Source organism: Marinomonas rhodophyticola (genome assembly GCF_026113935.1).
In the GTDB taxonomy this organism is placed as follows: Bacteria; Pseudomonadota; Gammaproteobacteria; order Pseudomonadales; family Marinomonadaceae; genus Marinomonas; species Marinomonas rhodophyticola.
Genome location: NZ_JAPEUL010000004.1, coordinates 75,330 through 89,188 on the forward strand (window position 1 = coordinate 75,330; position 13,859 = coordinate 89,188).

Consider the following 13,859-nt stretch of genomic DNA (forward strand, 5'->3'; position numbering starts at 1 on the left):
GAGCGTAGGGGAACAATCATGCGCCTATGACGAAAGTCAGGCATTAAAGATCTTAAAGAGACCTTTTGGTTACTTTTGTACTTTTCTGAATTAAACAGGGGGCAAAAGTTACACGTCCAGCTTTTTCCTGAATTAAGGAGCGTAATAAAGGTTGGGAATGCAAAGCGTTTGAATGGAACATGAATTCCGCGTCGGGCTAAAGCCTTAAGGATCCCCACATTTATTTCTAGCACTTGGTTTCCAATAGAAGAAGGTCTAACGCCTCAAATAACATTTTTTCTGTTATTTCATAACGAGAGGTTTTCAGGATCCTTTTGGCTAAATAGCAATAAGACAATACTCGCCTCGTTGTTATCGTATTTGATTGGAAATGACGATGATAACCTTGCATCTCTGCCGCTTTCCCAATGACGTAAAGGCACCATTGAGCAAGTAAGGCAATTAACAGAAGGGTTTGTAATCGCTCAATAGATTGGCTTCGGCTACGTTTTAGTCCTAGCCCATAATATTCGTTCTTCGTGTCTCGGAATGCTTCTTCGATAGTCATTCTGCGCTTATAAATATTGACTAGAGCAAGAGGAGGAAACTCGCCTTTTGGCAAGTTACTGACTAGAAACCAAGGCTCTCTGTTTGCTTTAGAGCACTTCTTATAATTGTTACAGTTTGGTCTTTTAACGGGTTTGCTTTTTTTCTTTGTAGGGCGTGGACTTTTATACAAAACACCACGACAAGGCCATTGTTGTTGTTTTGATAGACGCAAGCCGGACAACTCCATTGGTTTTGTGGTGGCTTGATGATGATAACCGTCAACGAGAGTCCATTGTGGTCGTTTATCCGTTTGGCATTTTACCGTTCCACGTGTACGTGCAAGCCAATACCAATCTAATTGCTCTATTGCTTTGAACCACGGAACCTTAAATCCTGCGTCCGTGCAGATAATAGGGGTACAGTCAGAGGGAAGTATTTGCTTTAAATTATTTAAGAAGTCGACATGTCTTTTATGATTATTCATAGCTCCTTCAGGGTGTACTTCTTCATATAAAGTGAAAGCTCTTCCCTGAAAGGCCACTGAGGCGCGCAGTAAAACAAAGCTAAAATCATAAACACTTGACCAATCAACAATGATGGGCAAGAACTCTTGTGAAGAAAAGTGAGAGGCAAGGGTCTTATAAAATTGATTTCGGCATTGGTGTAATTGGATGTTTCCTAACAGTCGATCAACTCGTTTAATGCAATATTTTTCAATGACGTTAGCGTCTTCTCCTAGTTTTCTACCAATTGCCGTTAGGCTTAATCTGGCGCCTTCTTTAACGGAGGATACTGCATCTGATAAAGCTGTATAGGTTCGCTTATCAATGGAGATTGAATTGTCAGGAAGTAAACTTGATAATAACAATGTGATGCCCCTTGTCTGGCTTATTTTTTGGCGAAAATAGTTTAACCAACAAGTGGGCATCACTCTATATTTGTGGGGATCCTTAAGGCTAAAGCCGCGACCTACAGTGAAAGCTTCGCTTTCAGCGGCACATGACGCTGCGCTTATGATGCCCTGAAAAAAACCAGCATCACAGATGAAGTCAGTTCGACGCGACGAAGTTGTGCGACTTTATGGCGTTTCAGAGTCAGTTAAAAATATCTTCTCTCCAGCCTGCAAAACAATCTATGCCTTACGATATAACGAGCGTAGGGGAACAGTCATGTGCCTATGACGAAAATCAGGCATTAAAGATCTTAAAGAGACCTTTTGGTTACTTTTGTACTTTTCTGAATTAAACAGGGGGCAAAAGTTACCCGCTCAGCAGAGCGGAACCCAGTTTGCAAACTAGGAAGCGTTGAGAAGTAACAAATATATTTGAAGAGGGAAAGGACTCAAAAAAAGCCCCGCAGAGCGGGGCTATCAAACTAGGGAGTGACTACGATAAGGTCACACGCTGCTTTTACACAGCATTCTGATCTGGTGCTGTATTAAAAAACACAACACCAAACGCAGACTGGTTCCCCGTTACGCCATGTCTGGTATTACGGCGACGTAACGGGAAGATTTCTTTAAATAGCTTTGTGGTTCAGTTCGTTGTTTTTCAGTACTTCATCAAGGTGTAGCCAAGTTTCGATGACGGTGTCTGGGTTAAGAGACATGCTTTCGATGCCTTGGGCGACGAGCCAGTCGGCGAAGTCGGCGTGGTCGGATGGGCCTTGGCCACAGATGCCAACGTATTTACCTTGTTCACGACAGGCTGTGATCGCCATTTTGAGCAATTTTTTAACCGCTGGGTTACGTTCGTCGAATTTGTCGGCGATCAATCCTGAGTCGCGGTCAAGTCCGAGTGTTAGCTGGGTTAAGTCGTTAGAGCCAATGGAGAAGCCGTCGAAGAATTCAAGGAACTCGTCAGCCAGTAGGGCGTTAGACGGCAGTTCGCACATCATGATGACTTTCAGACCGTTTTGACCTCGAGCTAAGCCTTGTTCGGCAAGCAGTTCGGTGACTTGTTGCGCTTCTTCTAAGGTGCGTACAAACGGTATCATGATTTGTACGTTGGTTAAGCCCATGTCGTTACGAACGCGGCGGATGGCTTCACATTCTAGGGCGAAGCAATCACGGAACGAGTCGTCGATGTAACGCGCCGCACCACGGAAGCCAAGCATGGGGTTTTCTTCGTCTGGTTCAAACAACGGACCACCAACAAGATTGTGGTATTCGTTTGATTTGAAGTCGGACAAGCGAACAATCACGGGCTTTTTAGAGAAAGAACACGCCAGTGTTGCAACGCCTTCGACCAGTTTGTCGACGTAGAATTCCACAGGGCTGTTGTAGCCGGCGATGCGGTGGTTGATTTCTTCTTGCAAGGCTGGCGTCATGTCAGCGTAATTCAATAAGGCCTTCGGGTGAATGCCGATCATACGGTTGATAATGAACTCTAAGCGCGCCAAGCCGATGCCGGCGTTTGGTAGCATGGCGAAGTCGAAGGCGCGGTTTGGGTTTCCTACGTTCATCATGATTTTTACGGGTAATTCAGGCATGTTGCCCACTTCAGACGTGATCACGTCGAATGGCAGTTCACCCTTGTAGACGAAGCCCATGTCGCCTTGAGAGCAAGATACGGTGACGATTTGACCATCTTTCAATACCTCTGTGGCATCGCCACAGCCAACGACGGCTGGAATGCCCAGTTCACGCGCAATAATCGCTGCGTGACAGGTGCGACCACCGCGGTTGGTGACAATCGCCGAAGCGCGCTTCATGATGGGTTCCCAATCTGGATCGGTAATGTCGGTTACCAGAACGTCGCCTGGTTGAATGCGATCCATTTCAGTAATGGACGATAATACTTTCACCGCGCCGGTGCCAATTTTGTGACCAATGGCGCGGCCGGTAATCATCACTTGAGAGGTTTTCTTTAGGTTGTAACGTTCCATGCTTTGCGCGTTGGCTTGGCTACGAACGGTTTCTGGACGCGCTTGGACAATGTATATCTTGCCGTCGATGCCGTCTTTTGCCCACTCGATGTCCATAGGGCGTTTGTAGTGTTTTTCAATAATGCACGCTTGGCGAGCAAGGTCTTCAATTTCGTCGTTGGTTAGGGCGAAACGGTTTTGGTCATCCAAAGCAACGGGAACGATTTTAACGAATTCTTCGCTGCCCGCTTCGGCGTATTCCATTTTTTGCGCTTTGCTGCCTAGGCTTTTGCGAACCACCGCTGGGCGGTTGGCTGCCAGTGTTGGCTTGTGAACGTAGTATTCGTCTGGGTTGACGGTGCCTTGCACCACCATTTCACCAAGGCCGTAAGCGGCGGTGATGAAGACGACTTCGTCAAAGCCTGATTCTGTGTCGAGGGTGAATAGCACACCAGATGCACCGATATCACTGCGTACCATTTTTTGAATGCCAGCGGATAGAGACACGCCTTGGTGTTCAAAGCCTTGGTGTACGCGGTAGGAAATCGCGCGGTCGTTAAATAGAGAAGCAAACACGCGTTTGATAGAGGCTTTGATGTCTGCCAAGCCTTTCACGTTTAGGAAAGTTTCTTGTTGGCCAGCAAAAGACGCATCCGGCAAATCTTCCGCTGTGGCAGAAGAGCGTACAGCAAATGAGGTATCGTCTGCGTTGTCATCACAAAGCATGGCGAAAGCCGTTTCGATCTCTTGGTCAAACTCAGCTGAGAACGTGGCGTCTTCAATCCATTGGCGAATTTGTACGCCTGTTTCTGCAAGGGCATGAACATCGTCCACGTCCAATGCGTCTAGTGCTCGATGGATTTTATCGTTTAGGCCACTTTCTGTAATGAAGCTTTGATAAGCATAGGAAGTAGTTGCGAAACCGTTTGGTACTTGAATACCTAGGTCTGTCAGGTTGGAAATCATTTCACCTAAAGAGGCGTTTTTGCCGCCTACTTCACCGACATCTTCCATATGAAGATCTTTAAACCACTTAATAAATTTGCTCACAAGGGACTCCAGTTATTTTTTCTTATTAAAAGAATATGGCTGGTTGGCCAAAATATGGCAGGGTTGCCAAGCGGACATCAGGCATTAATCAAATCGCTATGGGGACATCTTGTCAAAGCGCTGAGTCTGAGTTCATTGTATGTAGGCTGGTTGCTTTGAATAAAATCGATTATTCGATGTTGTTTTATTTCAATCGAAAAAATTAATGTTGTTAGATAACAACAAAAATGGGAAAAAACGCATGAAAGTGTACTTTGTATCAGATGGGACCGCGATCACCGCAGAGGTGTTTGGATCGGCCATGTTGTCATTTTTTGATGTGGCGGTAGAAACCAAAAGTGTGCCTTTTTTGGCTACCAAAGATCAGGCGGAAGGCTTGAAGCAACAAATTAATATGGAAATGCAACAAGGCATTGCCTTGCTGGTGTTTTATACCATTTCCGATGCGGCTATCCGCGATATTATCGATTCGTGTGATTGTCATTGTTATAACTTATTTGGGGATTTGTTGTCACCGATTGAGCAAGCTTTGGGCGTGAAAGCGCAGCCAACAGCGCAAAAAGCCCATGGTATGAAAGAGGGCGTTTATGATGCTCGGATAGACGCGATCAACTATGCGCTGGCCAATGACGATGGCGCGTCGGTGAAGAATTTTGCTGAAGCCGATATTATTTTGTTGGGTGTATCGCGTTCAGGAAAAACGCCAACCAGTTTGTACTTGGCGATGCAGTACGGTATCAAGGCGGCAAATTATCCCATTACTGAAGATGATTTTTCCACGCCAGGTTTGCCTAAGGTGTTAAAGGATCATAAGAAAAAGCTGTTTGGTTTGACCATAGACGCCCAGCGTTTGCATGAAATTCGTACAGGTCGGATGGCCGCGAGTAAATACGCTTCCGCTCGCCAATGTCGCTACGAAGTGGATGAAGTGGAGTCCTTGTATCGACAAGAGCGCATTCCTTTTTTGAATTCGACCAAACTCTCTGTGGAAGAAATTTCCACCAAAGTCATGGCGGAGATGAATTTGGTGCGTCATAGGCAGTAAGAAAAGCGCCATGAAGTGATCGAATAATTCGATGGGTCCATGGTTTTTGCTTGAAATTTAGACAAATAATTCATCAAAATATTTCGTTTAGTCGAAAATGACTTAAGGAACAGTGGAAAAAAATACTCCAATAACGAGTTATAAGACAGGTTTGTTGTGTTATTACCAAATTTATCCCGATAGAGTGTGCAGATAATGCTAAGAGCAGCGCGAACTTGAAGAGTATTTGGTGAATATGCTCTATAATGACCATTAATTGAGCGCGTCAGTGGCAGGCTAGAGTTGATAGCTAAGTACGACAAATGCTCTGAATAGTGAGATGTTCATATTTCTATTTTATAAAAGGGCGTCTTATTGATAAAACCAAGGATAAAAATACATTGAGTAATAATAAAATTAACGATCCACATATGCAGCGAGAAGCGTCTAAGTACGATAACCCCGTACCAAGCCGCGAATTCATTTTAGAATTTCTTGCCACCCAGAATAAAAGCATGGGGCATTTAGAGTTATGCAAAGAGTTTTCGCTGACTGGCGAAGACGAAATTGAAGCCCTCCGTCGTCGTCTCATCGCCATGTGCCGAGACAATCAAATGACCAGCAATCAAAATGACGAATACTCGCCGATTTTAGAAAGTGATCTAATTGAGGGTTACGTTCAAGGTAATAAAGAAGGCCATGGCTTCTTGTTGCGTCAGAGTGATGACGATATTTTTCTATCGGCCCGTCAAATGCAAAATGTGATGGACGGCGATAAAGTAAAAGTGCGACTGTCTGGTCGCAGCGTTAAAGGTCGCTTAGATGGTGTCGTGGTTGAAGTTATAGAACGCAAGCACAGCCAGTTAGTAGGGCGTTTTTATCAAGAAACCCATCGCGACGGCAGCAGTGCGGCTTTCGTTACGCCAGAAAATCCTCGTATCGCCCAAGATATCTTGATTACTACCGATTCCGGTTTGTCGCCGAAACACGGGCAATATGTGTTGGCTGAAATCGTCTCCTATGCGGAACGTGGTAAGCCAGCTCAAGGTCTAGTAAAAAAAGTGCTTGGCGACTTTATGGCGCCAGGTGTTGAAATCGAAGTGGCTATGCACCGTTATGAGATCCCTCATGAATGGCCCGCTGCGGTTGAAAAACAAATCAAGAATTTAAGCACCGAAGTGGCAGAAGAAGATAAAGCGCATCGTATTGATTTGCGCGATACGCCTTTTGTGACGATCGATGGTGAAGACGCTCGTGACTTTGATGATGCTGTGTATTGTGAAAAAACACCGGGTGGTTGGAAGCTGTTCGTGGCGATTGCCGATGTGTCTCATTATGTGAAGAAAGACACTGCTTTAGATGAAGAAGCGATTGTGCGCGGTAACTCTGTGTATTTCCCTGGTCGCGTTATTCCTATGCTGCCAGAGGTATTGTCGAATGGTTTGTGCTCTTTAAACCCTGATGTAGATCGTTTGGTCATGGTGGCAGAGATTTCGTTAACCACCAAAGGCAAGATGCGCGGCTACAAATTTTATGAAGGTGTGATTCGTTCCCATGCCCGTTTGACCTATTCAAAAGTGGCGAAAATGATCGCTGCTGAGCCAGAAGAACAAGGCATTGAATTGCGTGAGCGTTACGCGTCTATTGTGTCGCATATTGATGATTTAAATGGTTTGTACCAAACACTGAGAAGTGCTCGTGATGAACGCGGTGCGATGGAGTTTGATACCGTTGAAACGCGCATGGTGTTCGATGAAAACTCGAAGATTGAGCACATTATTCCGGTCGAACGTAATGATGCACACAAACTGATTGAAGAGTGTATGTTGTGTGCCAACGTGGCGACCGCTGAGCTTCTTATGAAAGCCAATCTGCCTGCCTTGTATCGTGTTCATGAAGGGCCAAAAGACGATCGTTTGTTGACCCTTCGTACTTATTTGGGTTTGCTGGGATTGGAGTTAACCGGTGGCACCAAGCCGACTCCGGCCGATTACGCAGCGTTATCGGAAGCGATAAAAGACCGTGCAGACGCCCGCAGTATTCAAACTATGATGCTGCGTTCTATGTCACAGGCCGTGTATCAGCCGGATAATTTGGGTCACTTTGGTCTGAATTATGAAGCTTATACGCATTTTACATCGCCTATTCGTCGTTATCCTGATTTGTTGGTGCACCGTGCGATTCGGTATTTGATTCGTGGCGAAGGTCGACCCGCGGTGCGTCAGGCGCATCGTGTGGCGGGCAGTTTAGAAATTAAAGCGCGTAAAATTTATGGCTATACCGATGCCGATATGGACAGCTTAGGTGAATCTTGTTCTCTGACCGAGCGTCGTGCCGATGAGGCTACTCGTGACGTAGAGGCTTGGCTGAAATGCCAATACGTTGAACAGCATTTGGGTGAGTCCCTTTGAGGGGGTTGTCACGGCGGTAACGTCGTTTGGTTTGTTTGTTGAACTGCAAGGTTTGTTCGTTGATGGTTTGGTGCATATATCAGGGCTTGGACAAGATTATTTTGTTCATGACATAGAGCATCAGGCGATTATCGGTGAACGCACTGGTCGAGTTTTCCGTCTTGGCGACACCTTGAAAGTACGTGTGGCGAGTGTCAATTTAGAACAGCGTAAAATTGATTTGAGTTTGGATGAGAATACCACTCGTCAACCACGTAAAAAAGTAGAACGTAATGAAATGTCCGAGCTGGAAATGCAACTAGCTCAGTTACCGCCTATTGAGCTGGGTGGCCGCCCTAAGCCTAAGTCTGTCGATAAAGCTCAAAGCACTAAGTCCAAAGAGGGCAAAGCGGCACAAGAAGGCAAAGAATCAGACGGAAAAGCGAAGAAAAAGCGTCGTTCACCAGTTTCTAAAGGCAAACGTGTTAGACAGAAAAAATCGTCTACTGCTGCAGCTGCGAGTGGTAAGCCAGCGTCAGCGGTGAAAAAGCCGAAAAAACCAAAGAAACCAAAGAAGCCGAAAAAGAATAACGCCAAGCCACGCGCGAAAGATTGATTGGAATAATAGGGGGATTCAGTCCCCCTAATTGATAGAGAAAACAATGTCAGATTTAGAATGGATATACGGCATACATGCCGTGGAAAATGCGTTGAATCAGCAGCCAGAACGTATCAAAGAGGTGCGTTTTCAAGAAGGCCGTGATGATAAGAAAACTCAGCGTTTAATGCAGTTGTGTAAAACCGCAAAAGTGCGCCACAGTGTGGTGCCTCGTCGCGACCTAGATCAATTATTTACGGCCACCAAAGATCGAGTGGTTCACCAGGGTGTCGTCGCTTATACCACGATGAACAAAGCCGGTAACGAGGCGGATTTGCACACGTTAGTGGCAGGTTTAGATGAGAACCCATTGATCATTATTCTTGACGGCGTAACAGACCCGCATAACTTGGGGGCCTGTTTGCGTAGTGCTGATGCCGCTGGTGCCCATGCGGTTGTGATGCCAAAGGACAATTCTGCGCCATTGAATGCAACGGTAAGCAAGGTAGCTTGCGGCGCCGCTGAAAGTATACCGGTTTATGCGGTGACCAACTTAGCTCGCACTATGAAAAAGTTACAAGACCAAGGTGTATGGATTTTCGGCACCGCGGGGGAAGCGACACAAACCATTTACGAGCAAGACTTAACCATACCGACGGCCATTGTTATGGGCGCAGAAGGGGATGGCATGCGTCGTTTGACTCGTGAACAATGTGACTATTTGGTGAAGCTGCCGATGGCGGGTGTGGTTTCTAGTTTGAATGTGTCTGTTGCGACTGGCGTTTGTCTCTACGAAGTCGTGCGTCAACGTGCTGTTAAAGCCAAAGTCTAGAGGACACAAAGCGTGTTTAAACAGTTTAGTATCCAAGCGCCTTCTGCGGTGATTGAAACCGAGTTACAGCACAAGATCGACAATAAAACGAAGCCATTAGGGGCATTAGGGGATTTAGAAAGCATTGCTTTTCAGCTTGGTAAAATCCAGCAAACATTGATTCCCAATGTCTCTAAGCCAAAAATGATCGTCTTTGCCGCGGATCATGGTGTGGTGGCGCAGGGCATTAGTCTGTTTCCTCAAGAAGTTACCCCGCAAATGGTGATGAACTTCTTAATGGGCGGTGCGGCGGTGAGCGTGTTTTGTGCTCAACACAATGTGCCGTTACGTGTTGTCGATGTGGGTGTGAATGCACAACTGAATGAACACCCGCTGTTGGGCATACGTAAAGTGGCATTTTCTTCGAAAGATTTCAGTCAACAAGCCGCGATGACAAGTCATGAGTTGGAAAAAGCCATTCAGGCAGGTGTTGATGAAGCCAATCTTGCTATTGATGATGGTGTGAATTTGTTGATGTTCGGCGAAATGGGCATCGGTAATACTTGTGTGTCTTCTTGTATGATGACGGCGTTGATAGGCGTGAGTGCGATAGACTGCGCGGGTCGTGGAACGGGGTTGGATTCTGCGGGTGTTTCCCATAAAGCACAGGTTATTGAGCAATCTTTGACTCGAGCGGAACAGGTCACTGGTCAAAAACGATCCGCATGGAGTGCGCAAACTCTTGCGGAGCAAGTCGGCGGCTTTGAAATTCTTGCTATGGCGGGCGCTATGTTGCAATCGGCTCAGCGTCAAACCGCCTTTGTGGTAGATGGGTTTATTTGCTCTGTGGCGTTATTGTTTGCTCAGAAGATCGCGCCGCATGTGCGTGACTATGCGATTTTTGCCCATCAATCCAATGAAAAAGCCCACAAGCTGCTGCTTGATCATTTACAAGCAGAGCCAATTTTATCGTTGGATCTGCGTTTGGGAGAGGGCTCTGGTGCCATTTTGGCGTATCCTTTAATCCAGAGCGCCTGCTTGTTTTTAAAAAACATGGCAAGTTTTGAAAGCGCAGGCGTTAGCGGTTCTGAGCAATAAATCATCGGCATAGGGCTGAATCAGCAATAACTAGGTTAAAATAAACAGACATGAAAGGCATGATTATTGGTCCTTATTGGCAGGGCTTTAAACGTAGTGTTGTTACCTATACTCGCATTCCATTAAAAGTTGATTGGGATGACAATATAAAGCACATCCCAGCGGTGTGCTTTTTGCCGTGGATTGGATTATTGGTTGGGCTTCTTGAGTGCTTGGCCATTATGGTTTGATTGGTCAGCTTCATTACAGGCGTTATTGATGTTGCTGACGGCGGTGTTGCTGACGGGGGCTTTCATGAAGATGGCTTGATGGACAGCTGTGATGGTTTAGTCGGTGGTTGGGACAAAGAGCAGCGCTTAGCGATCATGAAGGATTCTCGTATCGGGAGTTATGCCGCTTTGTCTATTTGGTTTTCTTTGTCTTTGAAGTGGGCGCTACTCAGTGAGTTGTTGAATGTTATTCCCAGTTCCTTTTTGGGGTTTATTTATACCCTAAGTGGTTGGTGCGCTGTGCATGTCATCGCTCGATTTATCCCTATCGTGCTCATGAATACGTTAGCGTATGTGAGCATGGGGCAAAGTAAGGCATCGAGTATGATTGCTAAGTTAGAGTCAGGTCAGTGGCTGCTTGCTTTAGCGCCTTGTGTGCTAGTTGGTGTATTGGCCTTTAGCTTACTTGATATGATCGTGATGTTCATTTTTACTGCCGTGTTAATTTTTTTGATGCGACTTTATTTGCGTAAAAAAATCGCTGGTTTTAATGGCGACACGTTGGGGGCCAGTGAGCAAATTGGCGAGATTTTCGTTATTCTGTGTTTGCTGGTGTCCTACTCATGAAACTGTATTTGATTCGTCATCCAAAGCCTGATGTTAAGAAGGGCTTGTGTTATGGCGATATGGATGTGCCATTGGCTGCGGGTTGGGAAGTGGGAGCGCAAGCTTTAAAACAAGCCTTGCCCATTGAGTTTGATGGTGAGTCGAATCGGTGTTTTCACAGCCCATTAAGCCGAGCATCACGATTAGCCGAGTATATTGGCGAGGGTAGATCACAGGTTGTTGAGGCATTAAGGGAGCTGGATTTTGGTCATTGGGAGGGCTTGTGTTGGCAAGACATTCCAAAACAGGACATTGATATTTGGGCTGAGGACATTGTGCATGCTGCGCCGTATCATGGCGAGTCACTGCAAGTTGTGGCGGATCGTGTGTGGAGCTGGTGGTTATCGGTGAAAGATTTGCCGATGGAGAACTGTGTGTTGGTGGCTCATTCTGGTGTCATTAAGGTTTTCGTTAGTATGCTCTGCCATTGGCCTTTAGAGCAATGCCATCGAATTGATGTAGGGTTTAGCAGTGTAACGGAGTTGTCTATTCAAGGTGATTTTGTGGTGTTAAAGCGCTTAGGTGCGGGAGATTGGGTATCTAATCAGTGATGGGTGCTGTTTAGATGTTGGGTTTGGTGTTCGCCAAATCGTCTTAAGTTCGATTGAGAAAAAATTCAAGATGTTACTGTATCTGTTGGGTATGTTTGGGATTGCTGCGTTTGCAATAACAGGGGTTATTTCGTCTGGTAAAAAAGACATGGACCTTTTTAGTGTTGTGTTTCTTGGTATGGTAACGTCCCTAGGGGGCGGTACGATTCGAGACACGGTCTTATCGGTTGAAACGGTTTATTGGGTGAAGGACACGTCCTATTTATGGGTGGCGTTTTTGTCTTCAACGCTGGCGTTTTTTACCGTGCGCTTTATTGAGGACAGGCAAACGGTTTTCCATTACGCTGATTCCTTTGGCTTGGCGTTGTTTACTGTGGTGGCAACAGAGAAAGTTTTGCTGCTTGGTTTTCCACCCACTATTGCCATTACCATGGGGATTATCACCGGTGTGGCGGGGGGCATTATTCGTGATGTGTTAAGTCATCGTCCACCATTGGTTTTAGGGCGAGAGTTTTATGCTACGCCAGCGTTTTTGGGCGCTCTGCTGTTAGTGTTACTTGAAAAAAACATACCGACACATGAGTTTAACTCGATTTACGCCGTGGCTTTGGTCTTTATACTAAGGGTCTTTGCGATACATAAAGATTTGTATTATCCAAGTTGGTTGTTGTACAAGAAAAAATAGTACAAGAAGAAATAGCATAAAAAAGAGATACAGTATGACGGATGAGAAAAAAAGCTCAGAGCAAGAAGCAGAACAAAGTGCAAAAAATGAAGCGCGTTTATTGAAGAAAAAAGCGGTTGTCGATCAACGTATAGCGGCTGCAACGCAAGAGCGCGGTGTTACTATTTTGCTTACAGGGAATGGTAAGGGCAAAAGCTCGAGTGCGTTTGGCACCATGGCTCGCGCCTTGGGACATGGTCAAAGATGTGCCGTTATTCAATTTATTAAAGGTCGCAAAGCCACGGGGGAGCAGTTGTTTTTTGGTTCGCATCCATTGGTTGATTTTCATGTTATGGGTCACGGCTTTACGTGGGAGACACGTAATCCTGAATTAGAGCAAGAAGCGGCAGAGCAAGCTTGGTCGTTAGCCAAGGACGTTTTATCGGATCCAAGTGTGCATTTTGTCTTGTTGGATGAAATCACTTATATGTACAAATATGGCTATTTAAATGAAGCGGATTTGATTGCTGCTTTGGCTGCGCGCCCCATTCATCAGAACGTGATGATGACAGGACGTACCGCTCCGCGGGTTTTATTAGACAGTGTCGATACTCACAGTAAAATTGCCAATGAGCGTCATGCGTTTGCCAATGGTGTTAAAGCACAAGTTGGCATTGAGTGGTAGTACTGGTGTTTTTGTCAGTGAGTCTTGATAGCTATTCTTCATGAAATAGCGCTTATTATGAAATAGCCATCCTTCCGGATGGCGGTTTCTTGTCTAAATTCCCCATTCGATTACGCCCTGTCGTCACAGCCATGAGTTCGTTTCTCTTAAGATAACAATTTTAAATGAGATTCATTCTCAAATTTTCTGGACTTATTTTGTTTCTTTTACGATAATGATTCTCATTAATTAATTTGCAGTGTCATCATCAATCGTGGAGAGAACTATGCAAGACTGGGAACGTTTAACAAGACAAGCGAATAAAGCTTATTCAAACCATGCTTTTTCAGAGGCTGTGGATTTAAATCGACAAGCATTGATGCAAGCCGAGCGCTCATTTGATGAAGATTTTTATCGAGATGCGGAATCGGCGGTTGCCGCTGCGGCGGTGAGTTTTTTGAACATTGCTGAGTCCTATACCGCATTAGGCGATTTTATGTCGGCCAATACTCAATATGAAAACGCCGTGAGCTTTTTACAAACTATCATTGTTCGACCTGATATGAGCGATGAGCAGCGTAATTTAATCATGAGAACCGCGACGCATATTCGATTCGAATGGGAGTTGTTCACTCAAAGTCATAGCAAGCATGTTTCGGCACAAAGTAAAGCGTTGATGCAAGCCTTGTCCAATGTTGTGTCTGTACCTAAGAATGCTGTGCGTCACTAATGACTTGCCTA

At 45.5% G+C, this 13,859-nt stretch carries 11 protein-coding genes and 1 pseudogene; 10 read left to right on the forward strand and 2 right to left on the reverse strand.

Annotation, left to right across the window (positions count from 1 at the left end; translation table 11 throughout):
• Positions 1-226 precede the first annotated feature (226 nt).
• Together ONZ52_RS00945 and ppsA are read right to left on the reverse strand one after the other, a co-directional pair.
• The gene (locus ONZ52_RS00945) at positions 227-1,396 is read right to left on the reverse strand and encodes an IS4 family transposase (protein ID WP_261599300.1); all 1,170 of its coding nucleotides are present in this window, start codon (positions 1,394-1,396) and stop codon (positions 227-229) included.
• Between the two features lie 650 nt (positions 1,397-2,046).
• Entirely contained in the window at positions 2,047-4,443 is a 2,397-nt protein-coding gene (gene ppsA, locus ONZ52_RS00950; protein ID WP_265216758.1) for a phosphoenolpyruvate synthase, read from the reverse strand.
• Between the two features lie 241 nt (positions 4,444-4,684).
• On the opposite strand from ppsA, the gene ppsR reads away from it, so the two are divergent.
• The 10 genes and pseudogenes from ppsR (at position 4,685) to ONZ52_RS01005 (ending at position 13,848) form a co-directional block, all read left to right on the forward strand.
• Positions 4,685-5,488, forward strand: coding sequence for a posphoenolpyruvate synthetase regulatory kinase/phosphorylase PpsR (gene ppsR, locus ONZ52_RS00955; RefSeq protein WP_111606367.1), 804 nt, complete (start codon positions 4,685-4,687; stop codon positions 5,486-5,488).
• Positions 5,489-5,898: 410 nt separating this feature from the next.
• A pseudogene (gene rnr, locus ONZ52_RS00960) lies at positions 5,899-8,473 on the forward strand (ribonuclease R).
• Positions 8,474-8,519: 46 nt separating this feature from the next.
• The gene (gene rlmB, locus ONZ52_RS00970) at positions 8,520-9,287 is read left to right on the forward strand and encodes a 23S rRNA (guanosine(2251)-2'-O)-methyltransferase RlmB (protein ID WP_111606365.1); all 768 of its coding nucleotides are present in this window, start codon (positions 8,520-8,522) and stop codon (positions 9,285-9,287) included.
• Between the two features lie 12 nt (positions 9,288-9,299).
• A complete protein-coding gene (cobT, locus tag ONZ52_RS00975; RefSeq protein ID WP_265216761.1) occupies positions 9,300-10,364 on the forward strand; it encodes a nicotinate-nucleotide--dimethylbenzimidazole phosphoribosyltransferase in 1,065 nt (354 codons plus the stop codon).
• Positions 10,365-10,414: 50 nt separating this feature from the next.
• Positions 10,415-10,594, forward strand: a complete 180-nt coding sequence (locus ONZ52_RS00980; protein ID WP_265216762.1) for a hypothetical protein — start codon at positions 10,415-10,417, stop codon at positions 10,592-10,594.
• Positions 10,595-11,200 carry an adenosylcobinamide-GDP ribazoletransferase gene (locus tag ONZ52_RS00985; protein WP_265216763.1) on the forward strand — a complete coding sequence of 202 codons (606 nt, stop codon included), beginning with the start codon at positions 10,595-10,597 and terminating at the stop codon, positions 11,198-11,200.
• Positions 11,197-11,790 carry a histidine phosphatase family protein gene (locus ONZ52_RS00990; RefSeq protein WP_265216764.1) on the forward strand — a complete coding sequence of 198 codons (594 nt, stop codon included), beginning with the start codon at positions 11,197-11,199 and terminating at the stop codon, positions 11,788-11,790. Before ONZ52_RS00985 ends, ONZ52_RS00990 begins: the two co-directional genes overlap by 4 nt.
• Complete coding sequence (locus ONZ52_RS00995) at positions 11,762-12,475, forward strand: trimeric intracellular cation channel family protein (protein ID WP_265216765.1); 714 nt, start codon at positions 11,762-11,764, stop codon at positions 12,473-12,475. The genes ONZ52_RS00990 and ONZ52_RS00995 overlap by 29 nt, the downstream gene beginning before the upstream one ends.
• A 34-nt stretch (positions 12,476-12,509) precedes the next feature.
• Positions 12,510-13,139 carry a cob(I)yrinic acid a,c-diamide adenosyltransferase gene (cobO, locus tag ONZ52_RS01000; protein WP_265216766.1) on the forward strand — a complete coding sequence of 210 codons (630 nt, stop codon included), beginning with the start codon at positions 12,510-12,512 and terminating at the stop codon, positions 13,137-13,139.
• A gap of 265 nt (positions 13,140-13,404) precedes the next feature.
• Positions 13,405-13,848 (forward strand): DUF2753 family protein, encoded by a 444-nt coding sequence (locus ONZ52_RS01005; RefSeq protein ID WP_111606359.1) that lies wholly within the window; start codon positions 13,405-13,407, stop codon positions 13,846-13,848.
• Positions 13,849-13,859: the final 11 nt, after the last annotated feature.